Source organism: Streptomyces kunmingensis, from assembly GCF_039533535.1.
GTDB classification, from domain to species: domain Bacteria; phylum Actinomycetota; class Actinomycetes; order Streptomycetales; family Streptomycetaceae; genus Streptomyces; species Streptomyces kunmingensis.
Map to the genome: position 1 here is coordinate 300,344 of NZ_BAAATS010000002.1, position 24,785 is coordinate 325,128.

A 24,785-nucleotide genomic window follows, 5' to 3' on the forward strand; every position below is an offset into this window, starting at 1 on the left:
GTCCGGCCCGGTCCGTTCAGTCCGTGTCCGTGAGGCGCCAGGAGTCGAGGCCGATCCGGTAGGTGCCGGCCAGCTCGGACCAGGCGTCCTCCTGACCCGTCAGGAAGATCGTGTACTCGGTGCCGTCGGCGGCGATGTACGACTGGTCGATGCCGTGGACGGTCTGCCCGCCCTCGTCCTCGTACGTGTACTCCCAGATGGCACCGGGCTCGCCCTGGAACGTGTTCGTGTCCAGGAGGATGCGCTCGTAGTTCGTCTTCTTCTTGTCCTCCTTGAGGTGCTTCTCCATGGCGAGGAGGTTGTCGTGCGACGTGTAGTCCGCGTCCGGGATGACGCCGACGACGTACTTCTCCACGCCGGTGCTGCCCGCATAGGTGATCTGGCTGCCGTTCGCGACGCCGGTGCGGTCCCAGGCGTCCGGGATGACGAACGAGAAACCCTGGTCGTCGAAGACCTGGTGGTACCCGTCGGGCACCTCCGGCATGTCGGTGGGCGCGGCGGTGTTGCCGCCGATCGCCGGGGACGGCGACTCCATCGCGGACGGTGACGCTGTCGGGGTCGGCGTCGGTGAGGTGGACGGACTCTGCCCCTCGGTCCGGCTCGTACCCGGCTTGCCGTCGTCGGTGTCCTTCTTGCCGCCGTCGTCCTGGAGCAGCAGGACCCCGGCCGCCGCGCCGCCGCCGATGACGAACGCGCCGACGATGGTGCCGACCCAGACGCCGACGCGCCGCTTCCGTGACGGGCCCGCGGCGGGCGGCGGGGCGAGCTGGAAGGTGCCCGGGGCGTACGGGTCCTGGGGGTGCCCTGGGGTGTACGGCGCCGGGACCGGCGTGTGTTCTGGTGTGTACGCCGGTGGGGTCGGCGTGTGCTCCGGCGTGTGCGCTGCCGGGTCCTGGCCGGGCAGCGCGGGCGACGAGCCGCCCTGGGTGGGCGTGGGTGGTTGGCCGCGCGGCCGGCCCGGGGTGAACGTCGGGGCCTGGCCGGGCGGCGGCCCCGGGGCGAAGACCGGAGCCTGGCCGGGCATGGCCGGGAGCGGGGCCGGGACGATCGCCGTGCCGACCCCGGCCATCTGCATCAGATACGGCGCGAGGAACGCGGCGCCGCCGATCCACAGCAGCCCGAACAGCAGCGCGTCCGGCACGCTCAGACCCAACTCGAACCGGCCCGACCCGCTGCCGAAGAAGTCGAGGTCCCCCGCGAACCGCACGCCCAGGCCGCCGACCCCGGCGAGCAGCAGGAACAAGCCGAAGAAGAGTCCCGCGGACAGGAATTGCTCGCGCCGGTCGAGCGAGCGCCGGGCCGCCAGCACGCCCACGACCAGGGCGCAGATCAGCCCGACGGCGAGGGCGTAGACCAGCGCACCCGAGCCGAGTTCGTCGCCGAGCCGGGACAGGCCGAACGACTCCTTGTCGTAGCCGCCGCCGAACGACGACGAGCCGCGCCCCTCGGCCTCCAGCGGCGCGCCCCAGCACAGGCCGAGCACGGCGAGGGCGAGGTTGGGCAGCAGCATCAGGACGGTGCCGAGCGCCGCCGCGGCCGAACCGTCGAATTCGGAGGAGTCCGCGAGGTCGGACGGGCTCGAGCCGCCGTCCTCACCGAAGATCGCGAGCCCGGTCCAGCCGAGGGCCGCGGCGATCAGCAGCACCCATCCCATGGCGCGCACGGCCGTACCGAAGGCCCGCACCAGCATGCGCAGGCCCGGGCGGGCCGCCGCCACCCGGTACTTCAGGTCATCGCCGTGCAGCACTCCCCCGGCCACCACGAGCGAGAGCAGCAGCGTCCACAGCGCGGTCAGGAACGGCGCCGTGGACAGCTCCACGCCCTGGATCCCGGGCTGCCCGATCAGCCCGAGCACCAGCGTCGCGCCGGTCACCAACAGAGCGACACGCACGGCCGCTTCGAGTCCCGCGCTCGCACCCGCCGACCCGGCCTGAGTGCCGACCGGTGTGCCGACCGGTGTGCCGACCGGTGTGCCGGGGGCCGTCCGCGCGTACAGGCGCGTGCGCAGCATCCGTACGCCGATGACGAGCGCCACGATCCACACCACCGTGACCAGCAGCGGGATCACGGAGAGCGACGCGGTGCCGGAGGAGCCGGAGTCGTAGCCGCTGTCGTAGAGGGAGTCGCCGGAGCCGCCCCCGGAGATCTCCAGGCTGCCGCCGAGGCCCTGGAGCAGCACGGCCAGCGCGATGCGCATCCGGTCCGCGAACCCGACGACGACGTCGTCGGAACCCTGCCCGTACGAGGGGACGGCGAAGGCGAACGCCGCGATCAGCAGCAGGCCGACCGGCCACAGCGCGGCCTGCGCCGCCCCGGCCCAGTCGCCGCGCAGCGCACGCCCGAAGAACTGCCCGACGGCCGAGGGCTGAGCGGGCACCGGGGCGTAGGCGGGAACGGGCGGGGCGCTGGGCGGAACGCCAGGTGGTGCGCTGGGTGGTGTGGGCGGGGGTGCGGCCGGAGACCGTTCCCGCCCACATCTCATGCAGAAGCGGGCCTCTTCAGGAGCCTCGGCTCCACAGTGCGGGCAGAACGACGGCATCGGGATGCTCCGTGATGATCCGGGGACAGCCGGGTGACACACCGTCACCGGGCGTCACCACGTAATCAACGGACTCATCTTTCCCGCGGCGCGGTTCCCGTCAACTGCATTGCCTGGAACGCGACTTACTTGATACCGCGGTGCAACGCGACGATGCCGCCGGTGAGGTCGCGCCAGGCCACCTTGGACCACCCGGCGCCCTGGAGACGGGCCGCCAGCTCCGGCTGCGTCGGCCAGGTACGGATCGACTCGGCGAGATAGACGTACGCGTCCGGGTTCGAGGAGACGGCGCGCGCGACCGGCGGCAGGGCCCGCATCAGGTACTCGGTGTAGACCGTGCGGAACGGGGCCCAGGTGGGGTGACTGAACTCGCAGATGACGACGCGGCCGCCGGGCTTGGTGACCCGGTACAGCTCGCGCAGCGCCAGGTCGGTGTCCTGGATGTTGCGCAGCCCGAAGGAGATCGTCACCGCGTCGAACGTGTCGTCCCTGAACGGCAGCCGCATACCGTCACCCGCGGTGAACGGCATCCACGGATGGCGCTGCTTGCCGACCCGGAGCATGCCGAGCGAGAAGTCACAGGGCACGACGTACGCGCCGGCCCGCACGAACGGCTGCGAGGACGTGGCCGTCCCGGCGGCCAGGTCGAGGATCTTCTGCGCCGGGCGCGCGCCGACCGCCTTCGCGACCTCCTTGCGCCACAGCCTGGCCTGTCCCAGGGACAGCACGTCATTGGTGAGGTCGTACTTCTCCGCCACGTCGTCGAACATCGAAGCGACTTCGTGCGGCTGCTTGTCCAGGGATGCGCGGGTCACTTGACCATTGTGGCAGTACGGGGTCCCTCGCCGGGTGACCGGGATCCGTCTGCCGGGCGGGGTCGCGCTGTCGGTGCCGGTCGCGTCGTGGTTGCTCGCGCCGTTCCCCGCGCCCCTGCCGAGCACGACTGCGTCTGCCCGGTGCGGTCGCACTGTCGAGTGCGGGTCACGTCGTGGCTGGTCGCGCCGTTCCCCGCGCCCCTGAGTGCCTGCGGCTTCGCCGCGCCCTCCCCGGGCGGGCGGAGCTCGCTTCCAGGGGCGCGGGGAACTGCGCGAGCAACCACGACGCACCCGCGGACGGGGACCGGGTCACACCCCTCGGCCCGCGCTCAGCGACCCCGGTACACGAGCCGGCCGCCGATCACCGTCGCCACGCAGGTACCCGCCCCCCGCGCAACAAGCTCCGCGCGATCCGCGACATCGAACACCGCGAACCGGGCCGGACGGCCCACCGCGAGGCCGGGCAGGAGCACCAGCGGCTTCGGGGAGAGGGAGACCGGCCCGGGCAGCCCGTCGGGGCGCGCCGCGAAGACCAGCCCGGACCGCTGCGCCACCTCGATGACCGGCTTGGCCCGCAACTCCCCGGCCAGGGCCACCGTCCCGTGCGCGAACAGCCGCTGCACCCCGCGCCGGGCACTCGCCCCGAGCCGGGACGGATCCGCCCGGAAGATCTCCCGCGCCCGCTCCCCGCCGATCGGCACCGTGCCGTACGTGTCGGCCTCACGCGGATCGGGGTGGTACGTGTGCTCCAGGATCTCCGGACCGTACGGGTTGAGCAGCCCGGGCGTGAGGATGCCGGGCCAGCGCCGCACCCGTGCGTCCGGGTGGGCGGCGGCCAGTTCCTCGTACGGGCCGAGCGCCTTGACGTGCTCCCCGTCCACGAGGACGGACGTCTCGGCGGTGGCGTGAAGTGTCAGCACGGAGGAGGTGTGTCCTAGTTGGTCGCCACGAGCTTCAGCTCGGGGTGCGCCGTACCGCCGTCGATCGCGGTGGACGAGATGTGCGACATGACGCGCTCGTCGACCGGGTCGTTCGCCGGGTCGTCGTGCACGACGAGGTGCTCGTACGTGGTGGCGCGCTGCGCCGGGACGCGGCCCGCCTTGCGGATCAGCTCGATGATCTCCATACGGTTGGAGCGGTGCTTGGCACCGGCCGAGGAGACCACGTTCTCCTCCAGCATGATCGAGCCGAGGTCGTCGGCGCCGTAGTGCAGGGACAGCTGACCGACCTCCTTGCCCGTCGTCAGCCAGGAACCCTGGATGTGCTGGACGTTGTCGAGGAAGATCCGGGCGATCGCGATCATGCGCAGGTACTCGAAGAGCGTCGCCTGCGTACGGCCCTTGAGGTGGTTGTTCTCCGGCTGGTACGTGTACGGGATGAAGGCGCGGAAGCCGCCCGTGCGGTCCTGTACGTCGCGGATCATGCGCAGGTGCTCGATGCGCTCCGCGTTCGTCTCGCCGGTGCCCATCAGCATGGTGGAGGTGGATTCGACGCCCAGGTTGTGGGCCGCTTCCATGATCTCCAGCCAGCGCTCGCCGGACTCCTTCAGCGGGGCGATGGCCTTGCGCGGGCGCTCGGGGAGCAGCTCGGCGCCGGCCCCGGCGAACGAGTCGAGCCCGGCGGCGTGGATGCGCTGGATCGCCTCCTCCACCGACACCTTGGAGATCCGCGCCATGTGCTCGACCTCGGACGCGCCCAGGCTGTGGATGACGAGCTGCGGGAAGTCCTTCTTGATCGCCGCGAAGTGCTTCTCGTAGTACTCGACGCCGTAGTCCGGGTGGTGCCCGCCCTGGAACATGATCTGCGTGCCGCCCAGCTCGACCGTCTCCGCGCAGCGGCGCAGGATGTCGTCGAGCTCCCGGGTCCAGCCCTTCTTGGTGTCCTTCGGGGCCGCGTAGAAGGCACAGAACTTGCACGCCGTGACGCACACGTTCGTGTAGTTGATGTTCCGCTCGATGATGTACGTCGCGATGTGTTCGATCCCCGCGTACTTACGGCGGCGGATCGCGTCGGCGGCGGCGCCCAGCGCGTGCAGCGGGGCGTCACGGTAGAGCTCGACGGCCTCTTCGGGGGTGATGCGCCCACCGGCGGCGGCACGGTCGAGGACGGCGAGGGTGGACTGCTGCGCGGCCTTCTCGGTCACCGGGCGTGCCCCTTTCGGAGGTTCTGAACAAAATCAGGGCGGACCGTCTCAGCGTACGTCAGGCCGCCAGAGCACCCAGCAGAACCCCCACGCAGGCCCCCACGATCATGAAAGGGCCGAACGGCACCTCCGACCTGCGGCCTGCTCGCCGGAACACGATCAGGACCCCGGCGTACAGACCGTTGAACAGCACCCCCGCGAACGCCCCGAGGAACAGCACACCCCACCCGTACCAGCCGAGCGCCGCCCCGAGCCCGAGCGCCAGCTTCACGTCCCCGAACCCCATCCCCTTCGGGTAGATGAGGAGCAGCAACAGGTAGCCGCCGCCCAGGCCCGCGGCGCCGAGCAGCGCGCCGCGCCAGGAGCCGCCGGGCTCGGGCAGCGCGGCGGCCGCGCCCAGCGCAAGCAGCGCGAGAGCCGCCATCGGCAGCGTCAGTACGTCGGGCAGCCGGTGCACGGCGAAGTCGACCGTGGAGAGCAGCACGCCGAGCGGCGCGAGCAGCAGCCAGGCGCCGAGTTCGGGGCGGGTGCCGGTGGCCGCGGCGAGCAGAGCGCAAACGAGGGCGGTGCAGGCCGCGAGGACCGGCGTACTCGGCCCGTACCGTGCGGTCCCGAGCCAGCCTCGGATCGGCCGGCCCGATGGATCCACCACGCGCCACGGCTCCTCCGGCTCCACGGAGAGGCGGTAGGCGGGGCGGGGCAGGAGCAGGCCTGCGGCTGCGCCCCAGAGGGCGGCGACTGTGATCAGTACGGCGGGGGAATCCAGCAATGCCATTGGTGCCATTGGTCCCATCGGTCCTGTCGAGCCCATCAGACCTGTCGAACTCATCGGTCCCGTCGAACCCATCGGTCCTGTCGAACCCATCAGTCCCGTCGAACCCATCAGACCTGTCGAACCCATCAGACCTGCCGAACCCATCAGTCCCGTCGAGCTCATCAGTCCCGTCGAGCCCATCAGTACGTGTAGGAGACCTGGCGGCACGTCAGTCCTTGGGGACGCGGGTCAGGTCCGCTGTGGGGTTGCCCGCCTGCGGATACTGCGAGGAGTACTTCAACGCCGCGCCGTCGCGTGTGAGGTGCACCGTGTGGGTGCCCTTCGCGCAGGTGCCCGGGTTGTCCGGCGCCGCCTTGCCCCCGGCCACCAGCTCCTTGCCGTCGGCGGACCTCAGCGTCAGCACGTCCACGCACTGGATGCCCAGCGGGTCCGTCGACGTCACCGTGCCGACCCGCTTGCCGACAGCGGCCTGCTTCAGGTCGACCCGGAACGTGCCGAAGGAGATGCCCGCCTGAACCGCCGGGCCGTCCCACGCGCCGAGGAAGAACTCCGGCACGGCCGCCGCCCCCGTCGGCTGCGCCGATCCCGACGGTGGGGCCGAATCCATGGGCGGGGCCGAGGTGGCGGGTGCCGTGTCGTCCGCGCCCGCTCCCTTGCCTCCGCTGTTGCTGTTGTCCGGCAGCATGTTCACCACGAACACCCCGCCCACCGTGACCGCCGCCAGCGCACCGGCCACCGCGAGCGCCACCGAGCAGCTCAGCCTGCGGCCCCGGCCGTCGGGGGACGTGGGCGTCGACGTCGCCGACACGGAGACGGAGAAGCGGCCCGGGGTGGCGTCTTCGAGGTCCGGTACCGGGCCGGGTTTCGGATTCGGTTCCGGTACCGGTTCGGGGCGCTGGCGCGGTACCGGACTCGGTTCGGGGTGCGGTACCGGTTCTGGTGCTGGTGTGTTGTGGGGCGGCGTCCCGTACGCGGGGTCCGGTGGGCCGAAGACTCCTGCCGGCGCATGGCCCCCGGTCATCGAAGGGTTCGTGAACCCGACCGGGCCCGACAACGGCGCCGCCGGAGCGCCCTCCAGGTCCAGGAGCTGCACCGCACTGCGCGACACCTGCTCCACCAGCGCCCTGGGCAGCCAGCCCGCCGCCACCAGCCGCGCCGCCCCCTCCGGCGCGAGCCTCCTCGCGATCTCCTCCGGCGTGGGCCGCGCCGCCACCTCCTTGGCCAGGCAGGCCGCGGCCACCTCACGCAAGTCGCCGGTCAGCGCGCCCAGTTCGGGCTCCTCGTGTACGACCTTGTAGAGCAGCGCCGCGGACGAGTCACCAGGGAACGGGGACGCGCCCGTCGCCGCGTACACCAGGACCGCACCCAGTGAGAACACGTCCGCCGCACCGGTCACGCCCTTGCCCAGGATCTGCTCGGGCGCCATATAACCGGGCGAGCCGATGGAGACCCCGGTCGACGTCAGCGACGCCGTGTTGTCGGTCGCCCGGGCGATGCCGAAGTCGATGAGCCGCGGCCCGTCCACCGTCAGCAGCACGTTGGAGGGCTTCACGTCCCGGTGCACAAGGCCCAGCCCGTGCACCGCCGCCAGCGCCTCCGCCAGGCCCGCGCCCAGGACCCGTACGGAATGTGGGGGGAGCGTCCTGGCGCCGGCGGGGCTGAATCCCGTACCCGTACTCGTATCGGTGTCCGGGCCCGTCGCGGGGCCCGCCGCCTGGGCCAGGGAAGGGCCCGCCACATAACCCGTCGCCACCCACGGCACCCGCGCCCCGGGGTCCGCGTCGAGCACCGGCGCGGTCCACGCCCCGCCGACCCGCCGCGCCGCGTCCACCTCACGCCTGAACCGCGCCCGGAACTCCTCGTCCAGCGCGAAGTGCGGGTGCACCACCTTCACGGCCACGGTCCGCCCGCCGGCGCTGCGGCCCAGATACACCCGGCCCATGCCGCCGTGCCCGAGCCTGCCGAGAAGCCGGTAAGGACCCAGCGTCGTCGGATCGTCGGCCTCCAGCGGCTGCATCCCGTGAACCCTCCCCCGGACTCTCCCCCAGTACGCCAGAACTGCGCGTGTGCCTCAGCAGCGTAGTCCCGTGGCACGAATGCCGTGTGTTCACGTTGATTTCATACCGGCCCCGCCCAATTCCGTCCCGGCGTTCAACCCCGGCGTTCAACTGAATTCCGTGACGCACCCCCGCCGAATTCCGCGCGAGTCCGGCAAAATGTCAGCGGGAGAGCAGTTCCACCGTCACGTCCGCGGGAAAGCCCGTCGTCGGACCGACCCGACGCGCGAACTCCGTGACGCCTTCCAGCTGCGCCGGCCCGAACCGGAAGTCGAGCGTCGTGAAGTACTCCTCCAGAACGGTCTCGTCGAAGACCTCCCAGCGCGCCGCCTGCTCGGCCACCTTGGTGACCTCCTCCAGCGACACGTCCCTCGACGTCAGGAACGCCTCGTGCACCTGCCGCGTGATCGCCGGCTCCCGCGCCACGTACTCCTTGCGCGCCGCCCACACCGCGAAGACGAACGGCAGCCCCGTCCACTCCTTCCACATGGCACCCAGGTCGTGCACCTGCAACCCGAGCCGCGGAGCATCATGCAGATTCGCCCGCAGCGCCGCGTCCCCGATGAGCACCGCCGCCTCCGCGTCCTGCATCATCAGGCCCAGATCCGGCGGGCACGTGTAGTACTCCGGCCGTACGCCGACACGCTCCTCGAGCAGCAACTGCGCCAGCCTGACGGACGTACGCGACGTGGAGCCGAGCGCCACGCGCCGTCCGTCGAGCTGGTCCAGCGGCACCTGCGACACGATCACGCACGACATCACCGGGCCGTCGCAGCCGACCGCCAGGTCCGGGAACGCGACCAGCTGGTCCGCCGCCTTCAGGAATTCGACAAGGGTGATCGGGCCGATGTCCAGGTCACCCTGGACCAGTCGCTCGCTGAGCTTCTCCGGGGTGTCCTTCGTGAGCTCGAAGTCGAGGAGCGATCCCGTCCTGGCGAGGCCCCAGTACAGGGGCATGCAGTTCAGGAACTGGATGTGGCCGACGCGCGGACGGGTACGCCGCGCCGCCTGAGGAGTCTCGGGAGAATTGTCCACATCGGTGAGGCTAGACCCCATGAGGTACGGTGCATGCTCCGGGTTGCGCACCCCGCCGGTCAACCCGCTTCGGGCCTCCGTCAAACCTCCGGGTGACGTGATCTTGCCCCCTATTGCTTTCCGCTGCCTGCGTGCTAAGCTCGCCGCAAGTTGCAGTTTGGTTTCCCTTGCAGTACAGAGCCTGCGGAGCATGTAACCGCAGGCTCTCGTCGTATTCAGACTTTTGCAGTTGTTCGCAAGTGCATTTGCAGGTTCTGGAGCAGGGCGACCCTTTGGCCCATAGGAGGGCTTATGGCTACCGGAACCGTGAAGTGGTTCAACGCTGAAAAGGGCTTTGGCTTCATCGCCCAGGAAGGCGGCGGCCCGGACGTCTTCGTCCACTACTCGGCGATCAACGCGAACGGCTTCCGCTCCCTCGAGGAGAACCAGGCCGTGACCTTTGACGTCACGCAGGGTCCGAAGGGCCCGCAGGCGGAGAACGTCACCCCCGCCTAATCTCTCCTGATCACGCGGCCAAGGCCGTGATCTGATCCGGAACCTAGCGCAGTACCCAAGGAGCCCCGCTCCCCCGCCGATCCTGTCGGCCGGGTGAGACGGGGCTCCTGCCTTTGGGGGCTCGTCCTGGGGTTTTGTTTTGTATTCCCTTGCGTCACCCGTGCATTTTTGCGCCCTTCAAAACCTTGTCCACCGCATTGCGCGGGCCGTACACCGCCATCCCCACCAGATCCAGGTCTGCGGAGGCCACCGCCCTTACCGCCGCCCTGTTGTCCGTGTCATTGCCCGTGGCGAACAGGTCCGAGGTGAACACCGCCCGCGGCAGCGCCCGCTGCAACGCCTTGCCGTGCGCCGCCGTGAGCACCTCCTTGCCGCCCTCGAAGACGAGCACCGGCTGCCGGAACATCGGCAGATACTGGGTGTCGTCCCCGTCCACGTACGGCTCCCCCACCACCTCGGGGACCTGCGTGCCGAGGCCGCTCACGAGGAACGCCGTCACGTTGAGCCGCTGCCAGGTCTCCAGGTCGTCCCGGAGCAGGACGGCGATCTTGGTGTCGAAGCGGGGTGGGCGCTGGGCGGTGTCCTCGGCGGGTGTCTCTGTGCTCATGCCTTGAGACTGCCCAACGGGGTTCCGTGCCGTCTTGTACGTTTTTTGCATGGCGGCCGGTGGCGGGCGGACCGGTGGGTCCGAGAAAATCACCGCGTGGCGTCCCGAGGTCGAGGGCGTCACGGAGGTCTTCCACGCCCACTTCACGCGGCACTCCTATCCGATGCACGTGCACGACACCTGGACGCTGCTCATCGTCGACGAGGGCGCTGTCCGCTACGACCTCGAGCGGCATGAGCACGGCACTCCTCTCGGCACGGTCTCTCTGCTGCCGCCGCACGTGCCGCACAACGGGTCCGCCGCTACTCCGCTCGGCTTCCGTAAGCGGGTGCTGTACCTGGACGCCCGGGGCGGGCCGCTCGACGCGTCGTTCATCGGGTCCGCCGTCGATACGCCCGATCTGGCGGATCCGCTGCTGCGGCGTCGTATCAGCCGGCTCCATGCGGCGCTTGCGCGTCCTGGGGACGAGCTGGAGGCGGCTGCTCGGCTTGCGCTCGTCGGGGAGCGGTTGCGTGAGCGGTTGCGGCCGCGGCTGGCCGAGGTGGCTCGGCCCGGGCCTGATCGGCGGGTGGCCTGCGCGTTGCGGGAGCTGTTGGACGCGCGGCTCGTGGAGGGCGTGGGGCTGAGTGAGGCTGCGGGGCTGGTGCATGCGCATCCTGCGCATCTGGTGCGGTCGTTCGGGGCGGCCTACGGGATCGCGCCGCATCAGTATCTGATGGCGCGGCGGGTGGACCGGGCCCGGCGGCTGCTGCTCGAGGGGCGGGCGCCTGGGGAGGTCGCCACCGACTGTGGCTTCTACGATCAGTCGCATCTGAACCGGCACTTCAAGCGGGTGGTCGGGGTGCCGCCCGGGCGGTATGCGCGCGGGCGGTGACGAGGTGGGTCGGGTGGGGCCGGGTTGGGGTACCTCCTCGGCCGGTTCGGTCTCCACCCCTGTTGTCCGCCATAGGCGAGTGATCCGGGACTGGGTTCCCGCGGAGTCCTGCGGGGGCACCCCAACCCGTCCCCACCCTCACGTCTCGTACGCGCCTGACCACCGGACCCGCCTCCCCATGCCACCCCGCCCGCCCCCCGCTCCTCAAGCCCCTCCGGCGATTGAGGAGCGGGGCCCGGGGCAGAGCCCCGTGACCTCAGCCCCATCAAGCCCCTCCGGCGATTGAGGAGCCGGGCCCGGGGCAGAGCCCCGTGACCTCAGCCCGATCAAGCCCCTCCGGCGATTGAGGAGCGGGGGCCGGGGCGGAGCCCTGTGACCTCAGTCGGGGGTCGCCCGGTCAGGCCCGTTCCAGGATCGCCGTCACGCCCTGTCCGCCCGCGGCACAAACAGAGATCAGCCCCCGCCCCGCACCCCCACGCTCCGCCAGCAATTTGCCGAGGGTCGCCACGATCCGCGCCCCCGTCGCCGCGAACGGATGCCCCGTCGCCAGCGACGACCCCGCCACATTCAGCCGCTCCCGGTCGACCGGCGCAAGCCCCCGCTTCTCCCACGCGGCCAGCGTCGCAAGGACCTGCGAGGCGAACGCCTCATGCACCTCGATCAGGTCGAAGTCCTCGATCCCGAGCCCGGCTCGCTCCAGCATCCGCGGCACCGCGTACGCAGGCGCCATCAGCAGCCCGTCCCCGCCGCCGCCCGTGACATCGCCGCCCACGAAATCGACGGCCGCCGTCTCGTACGCCGTCAGATACGCCAGCGGTTCGAGGCCGCGCGCCTCGGCCCACTCCTCGCTCGCCAGCAGCACCACGGCGGCCCCGTCCGTCAGGGGCGTCGAATTGCCCGCCGTCATGGTGGGGTTCGGGTCCTTGACGCCGAACACCGGCTCCAGCGCGGCCAGTTTGTCGGTGGTCGAGCCCGGTCGCAGGTTCTGGTCCCGTTCGAGGCCCCGGTAAGGGACGACCAGTTCGTCGAAGAAACCCCGGTCGTACGCCGCCGCCAGGCGTTGGTGGCTGGTCGCGGCCAGTTCGTCCTGGGCCTCGCGGGCTATGCCCCATTCGCGGGCCGTGACCGCCGCGTGCTCGCCCATCGACAAGCGCGTACGGGGCTCCGCGTTGCGCGGGATGTCGGGCACGAGGTGGCCCGGCCTGATCCGGGCCAGTGCCTGGAGGCGGGCGCCCGCCGATTTGGCCCGCCGCGCGGCGAGCAGGATCTTGCGCAGGTCGTCGTTGACCCCGAGCGGGGCGTCGCTCGCGGTGTCGGAGCCGCCCGCGATCGCACTGTCGGTCTGGCCCAGCGCGATCTTGTTGGCGGCCGCGGTCACGGCCTGGAGGCCGGTGCCGCACGCCTGCTGGATGTCGTACGCGGGTGTGCGCGCGTCCAGCATCGAACCGAGCACGGTCTCGCGCGCGAGGTTGAAGTCCCGGCTGTGCTTGAGCACGGCGCCGGCCACGAACTCGCCCACCGCGCCCGACTCGTGGAGTTTGAAGCGTCCGGCGAGGCCGTCGAGGGCCACGGTCAGCATCTCCTGGTTGGAGGCCGTCGCGTACGGGCCGTCGGAGCGCGCGAACGGGATCCGGCTGCCGCCGATGACGGCGACTCGGCGGGGCGGTGCCGGGGTTTTGGCGGGGCGTACCATCTCGACAACTCCTGACTACTGAGTAACCTTACTCCGAAGTAAATTTACGACCGCGCAGGGAGTTGGACAATGGCCGACCGCTATCTGAACTTCACCGGCACGGCCCCCGGCCGCTTCCTCACCCGCCGCCTGGGCCTGCCGCAACCCGCCCCCCTGCGCCGATGGAGCAACGAACACCCCGTTTTCGAGGGCCAGTTGCTGCATTTCACGGCCGGCGCGTCCTCGTTTCGAGAAGAGTTGTCGCAGCTCCTTGCCCGCACCGGTCTTCAGGTACGCGGCTCGCTCTCGGGCGGCGACGCGAGCGTGAAGCGGCCCGTCGGCGTCGTCGTGGACGCCACCGGTGTCTCCGGCCTGGACACGCTCGCCGAAGTGCACGCCGCCCTGCACCCGGTCGTTCGTTCCATCGCGGCCGGTGGGCGCGTGATCGTACTCGGCGTACCGCTCTCCGACGATGATCACCACCAGGCCGCCGCCCAGCAGGGGCTCGAAGGGTTCGTGCGCTCCCTCGGCAAGGAGATCGGGCGCGGTCGCACGGTGAACCTGGTGCGGATCGCCGGGTCCGTGGCCGGGGCCGAGTCGACGCTGCGTTTTCTGCTCTCCCCTCGGTCGGCCTACGTCAGCGGGCAGGTCATCGAAGTCGGGAGCGAGGAAAGCGGGTTGGCGGCCCCCGAAGACTGGGCGCAGCCGCTTTTCGGGCGTATCGCGCTGGTCACCGGCGCCGCGCGCGGCATCGGTGAGGCCGTCGCCGAGACCCTCGTACGGGACGGGGCGCAGGTCGTCCTCCTCGATATGCCGTCCGCCGAGGCCGACCTGGTGAAGGTCGCCGAGCGGCTGGGCGGGCGCGCGCTGCCGCTGGACATCACGGCCGAGGACGCGGGTGAGCGCATCGCGGAGTTCACGTCCGGGTCCGGCGGGCTCGATGTCGTGGTGCACAACGCGGGCATCACGCGTGACCGGCGGCTGGCCAACATGGATGCGGGCCGGTGGAGTTCCGTGCTCGATGTGAACCTCGCGAGCGTGCTGACGACGACCGACACGCTGCTGAAGGCGGGGGCCGTGCGGCGCGGCGGCGGCATCGTCGCCACGGCGTCCATCGCGGGAATCGCCGGCAACACCGGGCAGACCAACTACGCGGCGAGCAAGGCGGGCATCGTCGGTCTCGTACGTTCCCTCGCGCCCCGCGCCCTCGCCGAGCACGGTGTCACGGTGAACGCCGTGGCCCCGGGTTTCATCGAGACGAAGATGACGGCGGCCGTCCCGCTGGTCATCCGCGAGGCCGGGCGGCGGATGAACTCCCTCGGCCAGGGCGGGCTCCCGGTGGACGTCGCGGAGACCACGGCATGGTTCGCGTCGGCCGGTTCCGGTGCGGTGAACGGGCAGGTCGTCAGGGTCTGCGGGCAGAGTCTGCTCGGCGCCTGAGCCCGCCCCGCCCGTGGCCGTTCCCGTACTCCCCACCCCACAGGATCCGACATGACCGAGCCCCGCACGCTCACTCTTACGTCTCTTCCGTCGCTCCTGCCCCTCATGGCCCGCGGCGCCCTTCTGTCCCCCTTCAAGCGGCCCCGTCCCGGCCTGACCGCGCCCGGCACCCGGCTCGTGCTGCCCGGACTGCGGATCGCGCAGAGCCACCTCGCCGCCTATGAGCGTGTCTGCGCCTTCCCCACCGGGCGGGCCGAGCTGCCGATCACGTATCCGCACATCCTCGGGTTCCCGCTGGCCATGCGGCTGATGTCGGAGCGGGCGTTCCCGCTGCCGCTGCTCGGGCTCGTCCACACCTCGATCGACATCACGCAGGAACGGGATCTGGCGCCCGGCGACACGTACGAACTCGCTGTGCGTGTCGAGGAGTTGCGGGCGCATCGGCGTGGCACGGAAGCCGTCGTCAGTACCGGGCTGCGGACCGGCGGTGTCCTGGTGTGGCAGTCGACGAGTACCTATCTGGCCCGCCACAAGACGGCTGGAGTCGCGGAGTCCGTGCCGGCCGCCACCGAATCCGGCGCACCGCTGCCCCCGCTCGCGGACTGGACCCTGCGCGGTGACCTCGGCCGCCGCTACGCCGCGGCGTCCGGCGACCGCAACCCGATCCATCTGCATCCGCTCACCGCCCGCCTCTTCGGCTTCCCGCGCGCCATCGCCCACGGCATGTGGACCGTCGCCCGCTGCCTCGCACACCACGGTGCGAGCGGCCCCGTACACGTGCACGCGCGGTTCAAGGCACCCGTGCTGCTGCCGGGCACGGTCACCTACGCGGCGCAGGGGTCGTCCTTCGAGCTGCGGAACCCGAAGGGGGACCGGGTCCACGTCACCGGAGAGGTGCGGAAACCAGGAGGCGGGAACCAGGACGTGGCTGAGGTGCGTGAGCTAGGACGGGACTGACCAGCGCCGTCCGGCCATCAGGTTGCCCAGGCCCGACCACGCGAAGTTCATCATTGTCGTGGCGGCCTCCCGTGCTGAGACGGACGGGTCGGTGTTGGCCCACCCCGCCAGCGCCTCCGCCGCGCCGACCACGGCCTGCGCGAGCCCGGCGACCTCCCGCTCGGCCCGGACCGGATCCTGGTGCGCCTCGCCGGCGGCCTCCGCGATCAGGGCCGTCACGAACGCGACGATCTCGTCCCGCGCGACTCCGACCTCCGCGACGAACGGTTCCCCGCCGGAGCGTGCCTGGCTGTGCAGCACCGCCCATCCATCGGGGTGCTCGGCGGTGTGGGCGAAGAAGGCGGTGAGCCCGTCCCACAGCTGCCGGTCGGCCGCCACGTCCGTACGGACCCCTGCCCGCACCGCCGCGACCAGCGCCTGCGCCTCCCGCCGGATGCAGGCGGTGAAAAGCTCTTCCTTCGAGTTCAGATACAGGTACACCAGCGGCTTGGACACCCCGGCGAGTTCGGCTATCTCGTCCATCGACGCCGCCCGGTAGCCGCGCTCCCCGAACACCCGCACCGCGGCGTCCAGCATCTGCCGCTCGCGCTCCGCCCGGGGCAGCCGTCCCCTTGGCTTCCCCCCGGTCCCGGACTCCCCGCCCTGCCGCCCCACCACGTCGCCGCCCACCCCAGCCACCTCTCCGCCACACACCTTGCCGCGCTCACCCTACGCAGCGCGCCGGGCCCGGACACGACCGTGCCCCGCCCCCGGGGTCCGGGAGCGGGGCACGGCGGTGTGCGAGCCGGGGGACGTCAGGCGGCGGCCGTCACGGCCACCGACTGCGGCTCGTCCACCGGGGAGGAGGTCGCGTTGTCGTAGGCCTCGTGGTCGAGGATCTTCTCGCGGGCGGAGACGATCACCGGGACGAGGGCCTGCCCGGCGACGTTCGTCGCCGTGCGCATCATGTCGAGGATCGGGTCGATCGCCAGGAGCAGGCCGACGCCCTCCATCGGCAGGCCGAGCGTGGACAGCGTCAGGGTCAGCATGACCGTGGCGCCGGTCAGACCGGCCGTGGCGGCGGAACCGACCACCGAGACGAAGGCGATGAGCAGGTAGTCACCGACGTTCAGGTCGATGTCGAAGATCTGCGCGACGAAGATCGCGGCGATCGCCGGGTAGATCGCGGCGCAGCCGTCCATCTTGGTCGTGGCGCCGAACGGGACGGAGAAGGAGGCGTACTCCTTCGGGACGCCGAGGCGCTCGGTGACCTTCTGGGTCAGCGGCATGGTGCCGACCGAGGAGCGGGAGACGAAGGCGAGCTGGATCGCGGGCCAGGCGCCCTTGAAGAACTGGAGCGGGTTCAGCTTGGCGACGGTCGCGAGCAGCAGCGGGTAGACGCCGAAGAGGACCAGGGCGCAGCCGACGTAGATGTCGGCGGTGAAGGTCGCGTACTTGCTGATGAGGTCCCAGCCGTACGTGGCGATCGCGTAGCCGATGAGGCCGATGGTGCCGATGGGCGCCAGCTTGATGACCCACCACAGGGCCTTCTGGAGGAGCTCCAGGACCGACTCGGAGAGCGTGAGGATCGGCTTGGCCTTCTCGCCGATCTGGAGGATCGCGATACCGGCGACCACGGCCATGAAGACGATCTGCAGGACGTTCAGCTCGGTGAACGGCGTGATGACGTCGGTCGGGACGATGCCCGTCAGGAAGTCGATCCAGGAACCCGCGTGCTCCGGCTTCGCGCCGTCCTTCGGGGTCAGACCGGTGCCCGCGCCCGGGTTGGTGACCAGGCCGATGACGAGGCCGATGGCGACCGCGATCAGCGACGTGATCATGAACCAGAGGAGGGTGCGGGAGGCGAGCCGTGCCGCGTTGTTGACCTTGCGGAGGTTGGTGATGGACACCAGGATCGCGAAGAAGACGAGCGGGGCGACCGCCAGCTTCAGCAGCTGGATGAAGATGCCGCCGACCTTCTCCAACGTGGTGACCAGCCAGGATATGTCCTGGCTGCGGGCGAGCCAGCCGAGCAGCACACCGAGGACGAGGCCGCCCAGGATCTGCGCCCAGAACGGGATCTTCGGTATGCGGAAGCCGGACTTCGGCTCGGCCGGCTCGGTGCCGGCGGGGGCGGTGGTGTTCGCGGACACGGAAGCACTCCAGTGAAAACGCGCGGGGACAAGGCAGGGAAGTACGGGAGGTACTGGCGTACTGACGTACTGGAGCGGCGACCGTGGGACGGGTCAGCGGCGCCGCTGCATCGGGGTGGTCGCGTCAGGCGCGACAGGCCGCGGACATGCAGCGGCAGAGATCGACATGCAGGCGCGCCACGAGCGGGATGCCCGGGGCAGTGCGGTGCGCGGTCGATGTCTTCATGTCAGGAACGTTAACACCAGTGCTTTGGGAACATCAAAGGGCTTCTTTGGGGAATGTGCGACGCACGTATGCCCCTTAAGCGCATTTGCCTTGAAAACGCAGGCGCCCCCGGCGCCTGAGCGGCGTCGGGGGCGGAGTGCTCTGTGAGGTTCGTTACGCGTTCTGGGCGCGGGCGGTGTCGTCCGCCTCGTCCTCCATGGTGCGGTTCGCCTCCATGTTGGCCTTCGCGCGGTCCACGCGGGCGACGATCTTCTCGGAGGCCCGGTCCCGCTCACGGCGCAGCAGCACGAAGCTGAGCGGCGCCGAGATGACCAGGGAGAGCAGCGCGATCCACAGGTAGTTGGACCCGCCCAGGCCGCGCGGAACGATGCCGGTGGCGACGAGACCCCAGACGACGAGGAAGCAGCCCGCGAAGATCCCCAGGCGCATCAGCGTGTAGCGGAGCATCTCAATCCACTCTTCCGTTGCGATCCGTTGCTAAATGGTCCCCCCAGTGAAGCACGGGCGCGGGGAACGCTGTTGAGCGGTCCTGCATGTAATGGTTACGGTCGGGCTATGACTATTACGTCCAGGGCGCCCGCGGCTGCGCCCGCGCCCACGTCCGTGCCTGCGTCCGCGCCTCTTGCCTTCACCCTTGATCCGGCGGTCGATCCCGCTCTGCGCGACGGTGTCCTCGCGCTGTGGGCCGACGTCTCGAACGCGGGCGGCGCGGTGGGCTTCGTCCCGCCCGTCACCGCCGATGACATCCGCCCCGAGCTGGCCAAGCACCTGACGGCGATCGCCGAGGGCCGCACGCGGCTCCTGGTCGCCCATGACGAGGAGGGTGCGGTCGCGGCCACCGCGTTCCTCGCCCACAACCAGCACCGCCTCATGCGCCACCACCTGTGGCTGTACACGGTGATGGTGCATCCCCGGCACCAGGGCAAGGGGTACGGGCGAGCGCTGATGGCCGCCGTGGAACAGGTCGCCCGCGGTTTCGAGGGCGTGGAGGCGCTGCGGCTCACCTGCCGGGGCGGCACGGGCGCGGACGCCTTCTACGCGGCCTGCGGGTACAAGGAGGTCGGGCGCATCCCCGGCGCGATCCGGGTGGCCCCGGGGGACGACCGGGACGACATCCACATGATGCTGCCGCTGTGAGGGGGCGCGGTGCCGGGGGCGATGTCGGGTGCGGCCCCGGTGGGGGCTGGTCGCGCAGTTCCCCACGCCCCTGAGATGCGCACTTCGTGCGCCACCTCATGGGGCTGCGGCGCAGCCGCATGCGACCAGCCACGAACCACCCGCACCCGGCGACGGCCGAAACGTCAGACGCGCATCGGCTGCGGCTCGTCCCGGCGGGCCGGGTCCGGGCCGTCGTACTCGCGGATGATCTCGTAGCGCGTGTTGCGCTCGACGGGCTTGAAGCCGGCGTCGCGGATGAGGTCGAGCAGGTCCTCACGGGTCAGCTTGTTCGGCGTGCCGTAGTTGTCCGCGTCGTGCGTGATCTTGTACTCGACGACCGAGCCGTCCATGTCGTCGGCGCCGTGCTGGAGCGCGAGCTGCGTGGTGTGCAGGCCGTGCATGACCCAGAAGCACTTCACATGCGGCACGTTGTCGAAGAGCAGGCGCGAGACCGCGAAGGTCTTCAGCGCCTCCGCGCCCGTCGCCATCGTGGTGCGCGCCTGGAGGCGGTTCCTGACCTTGCCGTCCTTCATGTCGACGAAGTCGTGCTGGTAGCGCAGCGGGATGAAGACCTGGAACCCGCCGGTCTCGTCCTGCAGTTCACGCAGGCGCAGCACGTGGTCGACGCGGTGACGCGGCTCCTCGATGTGCCCGTACAGCATCGTCGAGGGGGTCTTGAGACCCTTCTCGTGCGCAAGACGGTGGATGCGCGACCAGTCCTCCCAGTGGGTGTCGTGGTCGACGATGTGCTGCCGGATCTCCCAGTCGAAGATCTCGGCGCCGCCGCCGGTCAGCGACTCCAGGCCCGCGTCGATCAGCTCGTCGAGGATCTCGGACGCGGTGAGGCCCGAGATCTTCTCGAAGTGGTGGATCTCCGTGGCCGTGAACGCCTTCAGGCCGACGTTCGGCAGGGCCTCCTTGAGGGCCTTCAGCGAGCGCGGGTAGTAGCGCCACGGCAGGTTCGGGTGCAGGCCGTTGACGATGTGCAGCTCGGTGAGGTTCTCCGACTCCATCGCCTGGGCGAGCTTGACGGCCTCCTCGATGCGCATCGTGTACGCGTCCTTCTCGCCCGGCTTGCGCTGGAACGAGCAGTAGGCGCACGAGGCGGTGCACACGTTCGTCATGTTGAGGTGGCGGTTGACGTTGAAGTGCACCACGTCGCCGTTCTTGCGCGTGCGCACCTCGTGGGCGAGGCCGCCGAGCCAGGCCAGGTCGTCCGACTCGTAGAGCGCGATGCCGTCCTCGCGGGACAGCCGCTCGCCGTCCCTGACCTTCTGCTCCAGCTCGCGCTTGAGTCCCGCGTCCATGCCCGTACCTCTCCTCACCAACAAGACCCGTAAGTCCGCTCCACCGTACGCCCACCCTCCGACAGGGCCGCGCTCACACCTCTTCGGGCAGCTCACCCACTCTGTTCTCCCACTTCGTGGAGAGCACGATGGTGGTGCGCGTACGGGAGACGCCCTTGGTGCCGCTGAGGCGGCGGATCGTCTTCTCCAGGCCGTCGACGTCGCCGACCCGCACCTTGAGCATGTAGGAGTCGTCGCCCGCGATGAACCAGCAGTCCTCGATCTCGTGCAGGTCCTTCAGGCGGCGCGCGACGTCCTCGTGGTCGGCCGCGTCGGAGAGCGAGATGCCGATGAGGGCGGTCACCCCGAGACCGAGCGACGCGGAGTCGACGGTGGCCCGGTAGCCGGTGATGACGCCGGCCGCCTCGAGGCGGTTGATGCGGTCCGTGACGCTCGGCCCGGACAGGCCGACGAGTCGGCCCAACTCCGCATATGAGGCGCGGCCGTTCTCGCGCAGGGCCTGGATGAGCTGCCTGTCCACGGCGTCCATAGGTCCAAAGCCTTTCATTATTCAGCGTTGACGCGAGTTTACGTGTAGAATCTAAGGCGTGCGGGGGCAACACCCCGCAAGATCTAAAGCCCAATCACCGGATCAGCGAAGATCCATCGATTTTCAGGAGTGTTGTCACCGTGTTCACGATCGAGATGGCGTACGCCCGCATGCGCGAGATGCAGGCCGAGGCCGTTCGTTCCCGTGTCCACCAGTCCGCCACCGCCGAGCGCCGCGCGGCCAAGAAGCCCGCCGCCCGCAAGAAGAGCTAGTCGCTCCGGGAGCCTCCCCCCAGCTCTCCCTCCCAACGGCGGTACAGCGTGTGCGGCACACCCGCCGCATCCAGCGCCCGCCCCGCGACGAAGTCCACCAGATCCTGGATGTGCGTCGCCCCCGCGTAGAACGCCGGTGAGGCGGGCAGCACCACCGCGCCCGCCTCGTCCAGCGTCACCAGATGTCTGAGCGTCTGCCCGCCCAGCGGCGTCTCCCGTACCGCGACCACCAGCCTGCGCCCCTCCTTGAGCGTCACGCTCGCCGCGCGCTGCAACAGGTCCTTCGACAGGCCGAGCGCCACACCCGCCACGCACGCCGTCGAAGCCGGCACGATGATCATGCCCTTGACCTGGTACGAACCCGAGGACGGCCCCGCCGCCAGATCCCCGGCCGGCCAGTGCCGTACGTCGCTCAGGTCCACGCCGTCGAACGTACCCGGCTTGCCGTCCGCGCCCCGCGCCAGCCACTGCGCCAGATCCTCACGCCAGTGCGCGTCCCGGAACGCGATGCCCGTCTCGTCCAGCAGCGTGAGCCGCGAGGCCCGCGAGACGACCAGATCCACGGCCTCGCCCGCGGCAAGAAGAGCACGCAGCACGGAGGCGGCGTACGGGGTCCCTGATGCGCCGGACACCCCGACGACCCAGGGCCTGCGGCTCGGTGCGTTAACGTGCTCCACACCACGAGCCTATCCGGCGCCCCGGGAGGGGAACTTGAGGAGGGGGCGTGGTCGTTCTTTCCCAGGGGTGGGGGCTGAGATGACGGACAGTACGAGCAGTACGAGCGGTACGCGCATGGGCATCGGCACGGGGACCGGCCGTGCGCTGGCCGCGGGCAAGCTCATGGTGGGGTGGGTCGCCCTGCTGTGGGTGCTCGAAGCGGTCGATACGGCCTCGGGCCATGCGCTCGACCGCTTCGGCATCCAGCCGCGCGACCCCGCCGAGCTGGTCGACGTCGTGCCCGCCTCGTTCATCCACTTCGGCTTCGACCACGTCGCGGCGAACTCGATACCGCTGCTCGTCCTCGGCTTCGTCGCCGCCCTCTCCGGACTGCGCCGCTTCCTGCTGGCCTGCGCCCTGATCATCGTCGCGGACGGGCTCGGCGTGTGGCTCGTCGCCCCCGCCCACTCGAACACGGCGGGCGCGTCCGGCCTCATCTTCGGCCTGTTCGGATTCGTCGTGCTCAGCGGCTTCGTCGAGCGCAGACCGCTCGGCATCGTCGTCGGCCTGCTCATAGCCGCCTACTGGGGCACGACCATCCTGGCGGGCCTGTCCCCGACCAACCAGGGCGTGAGCTGGCAGGGGCATCTCATCGGGCTGGTCGCGGGCGTGGCGGCGGCCTTTGCCGTGCGCCGGCCGCCCCGCCTCCCGAAGGGCTCCTAAACCGTCAGGCCCCGCACCAGCAGGTCCAGTAGTGCGCACACGAACAGGGCGATCCCGATGAATCCGTTGACCTGGAAGAACGCCCGGTTCAGGCGGGACAGGTCATGCGGCTTGACGATCGTGTGCTCGTACAGGAAAGCGCCCGCGACGATGACCAGGCCCACCCAGAAGAACGTGCCGGCCTCCGTGGCCAGCGCGTACCAGACGAACAGGGCCGTGACGACGGTGTGGCAGACACGGGCGCCCCAGATCGACGCCGGGATACCGAAGCGTGCCGGCACCGACATGACGCCGACCTCACGGTCGGTCTCCACGTCCTGGCACGCGTAGATCAGGTCGAAGCCGCCGATCCAGATGCCGACCGCGAGACCGAGGATCACCGCGTCCCACGACCACGAACCCGTGACCGCGATCCACGCGCCGATCGGGCCCATCGCCTGGGCCAGGCCGAGGATCGCCTGCGGGAAGTTCGTGAACCGCTTGCCGTACGGGTAGACCACCATCGGGATCACCGCGATGGGGGCGAGGGCGAGACAGAGCGGGTTCAGGAGGGCTGCCGCGCCGAGGAAGATGACCAGCGCGATCAGCGCACCCGTCCACGCCGACTTCACCGACACCGCGCCAGTGACCAGCTCACGGTGCGCGGTACGCGGGTTACGGGCGTCGATCTCCCGGTCGATGATCCGGTTCGCCGCCATCGCGAACGTACGCAGGCCCACCATGCAGATGGTGACCAGGAGCAGCCGGCCCCAGTGGATGTTCTTGTCCAGCTCGAACATCGCGGTCAGCGCCGCGGTGTAGGCGAACGGCAGCGCGAAGACCGAGTGCTCGATCATGACCAGGCGCAGGAACGCCTTGGTGCGGCCCGGCTGCTGCGGGATCGCGGCGGATGCTGAGCTCACTAGAGTCCGTACTCCTTCCAGCGGCGGTCCACCAAGGCCGCCGTTCGGGGGTCGGAGACGACCATCTCGGGCCAGCCGCCGTCCCGCGTGTAGCCCTCCTCGGGCCACTTCTTCGTCGCGTCGATGCCCGCCTTGCCGCCCCAGAACTGCTGGTAGGAGGCGTGGTCCAAGTGGTCCACGGGGCCCTCCACGACGGTCAGGTCCCGCGCGTAGTCCGTGTTGCCCAGCGCGCGCCACGAGACTTCATGAAGATCGTGGACGTCGCAATCGGAGTCGACGACGACGATCAGCTTGGTCAGCGACATCATGTGCGCGCCCCAGATCGCGTGCATCACCTTCTGCGCGTGCTTCGGGTACTTCTTGTCGATCGAGACGATCGCGCAGTTGTGGAAGCCGCCGGACTCCGGCAGGTGGTAGTCCACGATGTCCGGGACGATCACCTTGAGGAGCGGGAGGAAGAAGCGTTCGGTGGCACGGCCGAGCGGGCCGTCCTCCGTCGGCGGGCGGCCCACGACGATCGACTGGAGCAGCGGGCGCTTGCGCATCGTCACGCAGTCGATCTTGAGCGCGGGGAACGGTTCCTGCGGCGTGTAGAAACCCGTGTGGTCGCCGAACGGACCCTCCGGCAGCATCTCCCCCGGCTCCAGCCAGCCCTCGATGACCACCTCGGCATTGGCCGGGACCTGGAGCGGGACCGTCTTGCAGTCCACCATCTCCACGCGCTTGCCCTGAAGGAACCCGGCCAGCATGTACTCGTCCATGTCACCCGGCAGCGGCGCCGTCGACGCGTACGTGACCGCGGGCGGGCAGCCGAAAGCGATCGCCACCGGCAGCTTCTCGCCCTTGCGGGCCGCCACTTGGTAGTGGTTGCGGCTGTCCTTGTGGATCTGCCAGTGCATGCCGATGGTGCGCTTGTCGTGGCGCTGGAGGCGGTACAGGCCGAGGTTGCGGACGCCGGTGTCGGGGTCCTTGGTGTGCGTCAGGCCCAGGTTGAAGAACGAGCCGCCGTCCTCGGGCCACGTGAACAGCGCCGGCAGCTTGTCCAGGTCCACGTCGTCGCCGTGCAGCACGACCTCCTGCACCGGCGCGTCCTTCACCTTGCGCGGTGGTACGTGGGTCATCGCGCCGAGCTTGCCGAACGCCTCCCGGATGCCCATGAAGCCGTGGGGCAGTTCCGGCTTCAGCAAGCCGCCGATCTTCTCGCTGATCTCGCCGTACGACTTCAGGCCGAGCGCCTTGAGCAGCCTGCGGTCCGTTCCGTACACGTTCATCGCCAAGGGCATCGACGCGCCCTTCACGTTCTCGAAGAGAAGGGCCGGGCCGCCGGACTTCTGTACGCGGTCGACGATCTCACCGACCTCCAGGTGCGGGTCGACCTCGGCCTTGATGCGCAGCAGGTCGCCCTCGCGCTCCAGCGCCCGGAGCAGCGAGCGAAGATCGTCATAAGCCATGCCATCCAGTTTGTCATCC

Annotated in this window: 24 protein-coding genes and 1 pseudogene; 7 read left to right on the forward strand and 18 right to left on the reverse strand. The window is 70.3% G+C overall.

The genetic code is table 11. From position 1 onward, the window contains the following. Window positions 1-16: 16 nt before the first annotated feature. From ABD366_RS03460 to ABD366_RS03490, 8 genes and pseudogenes are all read right to left on the reverse strand, one after another. On the reverse strand, window positions 17-2,377 hold the full coding sequence (locus ABD366_RS03460; RefSeq protein WP_324776315.1) for a hypothetical protein: 2,361 nt from the start codon (window positions 2,375-2,377) through the stop codon (window positions 17-19). 93 nt (window positions 2,378-2,470) lie between these two features. Further along, a pseudogene (locus tag ABD366_RS43425) lies at window positions 2,471-2,539 on the reverse strand (zinc-ribbon domain-containing protein); the annotation flags it as partial. Between the two features lie 125 nt (window positions 2,540-2,664). Beyond that, the gene (locus ABD366_RS03465; RefSeq protein ID WP_324776312.1) at window positions 2,665-3,354 is read right to left on the reverse strand and encodes a demethylmenaquinone methyltransferase; all 690 of its coding nucleotides are present in this window, start codon (window positions 3,352-3,354) and stop codon (window positions 2,665-2,667) included. A gap of 329 nt (window positions 3,355-3,683) precedes the next feature. Further along, window positions 3,684-4,274: an imidazolonepropionase-like domain-containing protein gene (locus ABD366_RS03470; RefSeq protein ID WP_324776310.1), complete on the reverse strand. Its 591-nt coding sequence runs from the start codon at window positions 4,272-4,274 to the stop codon at window positions 3,684-3,686. A gap of 14 nt (window positions 4,275-4,288) precedes the next feature. Continuing rightward, entirely contained in the window at window positions 4,289-5,497 is a 1,209-nt protein-coding gene (mqnC, locus tag ABD366_RS03475) for a cyclic dehypoxanthinyl futalosine synthase (protein ID WP_324776308.1), read from the reverse strand. A gap of 58 nt (window positions 5,498-5,555) precedes the next feature. Beyond that, entirely contained in the window at window positions 5,556-6,272 is a 717-nt protein-coding gene (locus tag ABD366_RS03480; protein WP_324776306.1) for an A24 family peptidase, read from the reverse strand. Window positions 6,273-6,480: 208 nt separating this feature from the next. Beyond that, window positions 6,481-8,289 (reverse strand): serine/threonine-protein kinase, encoded by a 1,809-nt coding sequence (locus ABD366_RS03485; protein ID WP_324776304.1) that lies wholly within the window; start codon window positions 8,287-8,289, stop codon window positions 6,481-6,483. 202 nt (window positions 8,290-8,491) lie between these two features. Further along, window positions 8,492-9,385 carry a menaquinone biosynthetic enzyme MqnA/MqnD family protein gene (locus ABD366_RS03490; protein ID WP_411293893.1) on the reverse strand — a complete coding sequence of 298 codons (894 nt, stop codon included), beginning with the start codon at window positions 9,383-9,385 and terminating at the stop codon, window positions 8,492-8,494. 270 nt (window positions 9,386-9,655) lie between these two features. Between ABD366_RS03490 and ABD366_RS03495 the strand changes: the two genes are divergently transcribed. Further along, entirely contained in the window at window positions 9,656-9,859 is a 204-nt protein-coding gene (locus ABD366_RS03495; protein WP_003948780.1) for a cold-shock protein, read from the forward strand. A gap of 154 nt (window positions 9,860-10,013) precedes the next feature. Here the strand turns inward: ABD366_RS03495 and ABD366_RS03500 are convergent, their stop codons facing one another. Next, window positions 10,014-10,466, reverse strand: a complete 453-nt coding sequence (locus tag ABD366_RS03500; RefSeq protein WP_324776298.1) for a DUF2000 domain-containing protein — start codon at window positions 10,464-10,466, stop codon at window positions 10,014-10,016. 49 nt (window positions 10,467-10,515) lie between these two features. Here ABD366_RS03500 and ABD366_RS03505 point away from each other — a divergent pair, with 49 nt between their 5' ends. Next, a complete protein-coding gene (locus tag ABD366_RS03505) occupies window positions 10,516-11,340 on the forward strand; it encodes a helix-turn-helix domain-containing protein (protein WP_324776296.1) in 825 nt (274 codons plus the stop codon). Between the two features lie 397 nt (window positions 11,341-11,737). On the opposite strand, the gene ABD366_RS03510 is transcribed toward ABD366_RS03505, so the two are convergent. Further along, complete coding sequence (locus ABD366_RS03510) at window positions 11,738-13,033, reverse strand: acetyl-CoA C-acetyltransferase (RefSeq protein ID WP_324776294.1); 1,296 nt, start codon at window positions 13,031-13,033, stop codon at window positions 11,738-11,740. Between the two features lie 69 nt (window positions 13,034-13,102). Here ABD366_RS03510 and ABD366_RS03515 point away from each other — a divergent pair, with 69 nt between their 5' ends. Beyond that, window positions 13,103-14,452: a 3-oxoacyl-ACP reductase gene (locus ABD366_RS03515; RefSeq protein WP_324776292.1), complete on the forward strand. Its 1,350-nt coding sequence runs from the start codon at window positions 13,103-13,105 to the stop codon at window positions 14,450-14,452. Between the two features lie 51 nt (window positions 14,453-14,503). Further along, on the forward strand, window positions 14,504-15,409 hold the full coding sequence (locus tag ABD366_RS03520; protein ID WP_324776290.1) for a MaoC family dehydratase: 906 nt from the start codon (window positions 14,504-14,506) through the stop codon (window positions 15,407-15,409). Here the strand turns inward: ABD366_RS03520 and ABD366_RS03525 are convergent. The 3 genes from ABD366_RS03525 to ABD366_RS03535 all read right to left on the reverse strand — a co-directional run bounded on the left by ABD366_RS03525 (window position 15,395) and on the right by ABD366_RS03535 (window position 18,214). Continuing rightward, complete coding sequence (locus ABD366_RS03525; RefSeq protein ID WP_324776330.1) at window positions 15,395-16,012, reverse strand: TetR/AcrR family transcriptional regulator; 618 nt, start codon at window positions 16,010-16,012, stop codon at window positions 15,395-15,397. The two genes, ABD366_RS03520 and ABD366_RS03525, sit on opposite strands and share 15 nt — an antisense overlap. Before the next feature lie 191 nt (window positions 16,013-16,203). After that, window positions 16,204-17,541 carry a dicarboxylate/amino acid:cation symporter gene (locus ABD366_RS03530; protein WP_324776288.1) on the reverse strand — a complete coding sequence of 446 codons (1,338 nt, stop codon included), beginning with the start codon at window positions 17,539-17,541 and terminating at the stop codon, window positions 16,204-16,206. A 379-nt stretch (window positions 17,542-17,920) separates the two neighbouring features. After that, entirely contained in the window at window positions 17,921-18,214 is a 294-nt protein-coding gene (locus tag ABD366_RS03535) for a DUF4229 domain-containing protein (protein WP_324776286.1), read from the reverse strand. A 108-nt stretch (window positions 18,215-18,322) separates the two neighbouring features. Between ABD366_RS03535 and ABD366_RS03540 the strand changes: the two genes are divergently transcribed. Continuing rightward, entirely contained in the window at window positions 18,323-18,904 is a 582-nt protein-coding gene (locus tag ABD366_RS03540; RefSeq protein WP_324776284.1) for a GNAT family N-acetyltransferase, read from the forward strand. 164 nt (window positions 18,905-19,068) lie between these two features. On the opposite strand, the gene mqnE is transcribed toward ABD366_RS03540, so the two are convergent. Continuing rightward, window positions 19,069-20,232, reverse strand: coding sequence for an aminofutalosine synthase MqnE (gene mqnE / locus ABD366_RS03545; protein WP_324776282.1), 1,164 nt, complete (start codon window positions 20,230-20,232; stop codon window positions 19,069-19,071). A 73-nt stretch (window positions 20,233-20,305) separates the two neighbouring features. Beyond that, window positions 20,306-20,761, reverse strand: coding sequence for an Lrp/AsnC family transcriptional regulator (locus ABD366_RS03550; RefSeq protein ID WP_324776280.1), 456 nt, complete (start codon window positions 20,759-20,761; stop codon window positions 20,306-20,308). Between the two features lie 140 nt (window positions 20,762-20,901). Between ABD366_RS03550 and ABD366_RS03555 the strand changes: the two genes are divergently transcribed. Beyond that, a complete protein-coding gene (locus ABD366_RS03555) occupies window positions 20,902-21,033 on the forward strand; it encodes a hypothetical protein (protein WP_324776278.1) in 132 nt (43 codons plus the stop codon). On the opposite strand, the gene ABD366_RS03560 is transcribed toward ABD366_RS03555, so the two are convergent. Beyond that, window positions 21,030-21,710: a UbiX family flavin prenyltransferase gene (locus ABD366_RS03560; RefSeq protein WP_324776276.1), complete on the reverse strand. Its 681-nt coding sequence runs from the start codon at window positions 21,708-21,710 to the stop codon at window positions 21,030-21,032. The two genes, ABD366_RS03555 and ABD366_RS03560, sit on opposite strands and share 4 nt — an antisense overlap. 79 nt (window positions 21,711-21,789) lie before the next feature. On the opposite strand from ABD366_RS03560, the gene ABD366_RS03565 reads away from it, so the two are divergent. Then, window positions 21,790-22,413, forward strand: a complete 624-nt coding sequence (locus tag ABD366_RS03565; RefSeq protein WP_324776274.1) for a rhomboid family intramembrane serine protease — start codon at window positions 21,790-21,792, stop codon at window positions 22,411-22,413. Here the strand turns inward: ABD366_RS03565 and mqnP are convergent. Continuing rightward, window positions 22,410-23,315 carry a menaquinone biosynthesis prenyltransferase MqnP gene (gene mqnP / locus ABD366_RS03570; RefSeq protein ID WP_324776272.1) on the reverse strand — a complete coding sequence of 302 codons (906 nt, stop codon included), beginning with the start codon at window positions 23,313-23,315 and terminating at the stop codon, window positions 22,410-22,412. The genes ABD366_RS03565 and mqnP overlap by 4 nt on opposite strands. Further along, entirely contained in the window at window positions 23,315-24,766 is a 1,452-nt protein-coding gene (locus ABD366_RS03575) for a menaquinone biosynthesis decarboxylase (RefSeq protein WP_324776270.1), read from the reverse strand. The genes mqnP and ABD366_RS03575 overlap by 1 nt, the downstream gene beginning before the upstream one ends. Window positions 24,767-24,785 lie beyond the last annotated feature (19 nt).

Bases quoted from the DNA above. Each gene is read 5' to 3' on its own strand.
- ABD366_RS03480 (WP_324776306.1), bottom strand. From the start codon at position 6,272: ATGGCATTGCTGGATTCCCCCGCCGTACTGATCACAGTCGCCGCCCTC.
- ABD366_RS03485 (WP_324776304.1), bottom strand. From the start codon at position 8,289: ATGCAGCCGCTGGAGGCCGACGATCCGACGACGCTGGGTCCTTACCGG.
- ABD366_RS03490 (WP_411293893.1), bottom strand. From the start codon at position 9,385: ATGGGGTCTAGCCTCACCGATGTGGACAATTCTCCCGAGACTCCTCAG.
- ABD366_RS03495 (WP_003948780.1), top strand. From the start codon at position 9,656: ATGGCTACCGGAACCGTGAAGTGGTTCAACGCTGAAAAGGGCTTTGGC.
- ABD366_RS03500 (WP_324776298.1), bottom strand. From the start codon at position 10,466: ATGAGCACAGAGACACCCGCCGAGGACACCGCCCAGCGCCCACCCCGC.
- ABD366_RS03505 (WP_324776296.1), top strand. From the start codon at position 10,516: ATGGCGGCCGGTGGCGGGCGGACCGGTGGGTCCGAGAAAATCACCGCG.
- ABD366_RS03510 (WP_324776294.1), bottom strand. From the start codon at position 13,033: ATGGTACGCCCCGCCAAAACCCCGGCACCGCCCCGCCGAGTCGCCGTC.
- ABD366_RS03515 (WP_324776292.1), top strand. From the start codon at position 13,103: ATGGCCGACCGCTATCTGAACTTCACCGGCACGGCCCCCGGCCGCTTC.
- ABD366_RS03520 (WP_324776290.1), top strand. From the start codon at position 14,504: ATGACCGAGCCCCGCACGCTCACTCTTACGTCTCTTCCGTCGCTCCTG.
- ABD366_RS03535 (WP_324776286.1), bottom strand. From the start codon at position 18,214: ATGCTCCGCTACACGCTGATGCGCCTGGGGATCTTCGCGGGCTGCTTC.
- ABD366_RS03540 (WP_324776284.1), top strand. From the start codon at position 18,323: ATGACTATTACGTCCAGGGCGCCCGCGGCTGCGCCCGCGCCCACGTCC.
- mqnE (WP_324776282.1), bottom strand. From the start codon at position 20,232: ATGGACGCGGGACTCAAGCGCGAGCTGGAGCAGAAGGTCAGGGACGGC.
- ABD366_RS03550 (WP_324776280.1), bottom strand. From the start codon at position 20,761: ATGGACGCCGTGGACAGGCAGCTCATCCAGGCCCTGCGCGAGAACGGC.
- ABD366_RS03565 (WP_324776274.1), top strand. From the start codon at position 21,790: ATGACGGACAGTACGAGCAGTACGAGCGGTACGCGCATGGGCATCGGC.
- ABD366_RS03575 (WP_324776270.1), bottom strand. From the start codon at position 24,766: ATGGCTTATGACGATCTTCGCTCGCTGCTCCGGGCGCTGGAGCGCGAG.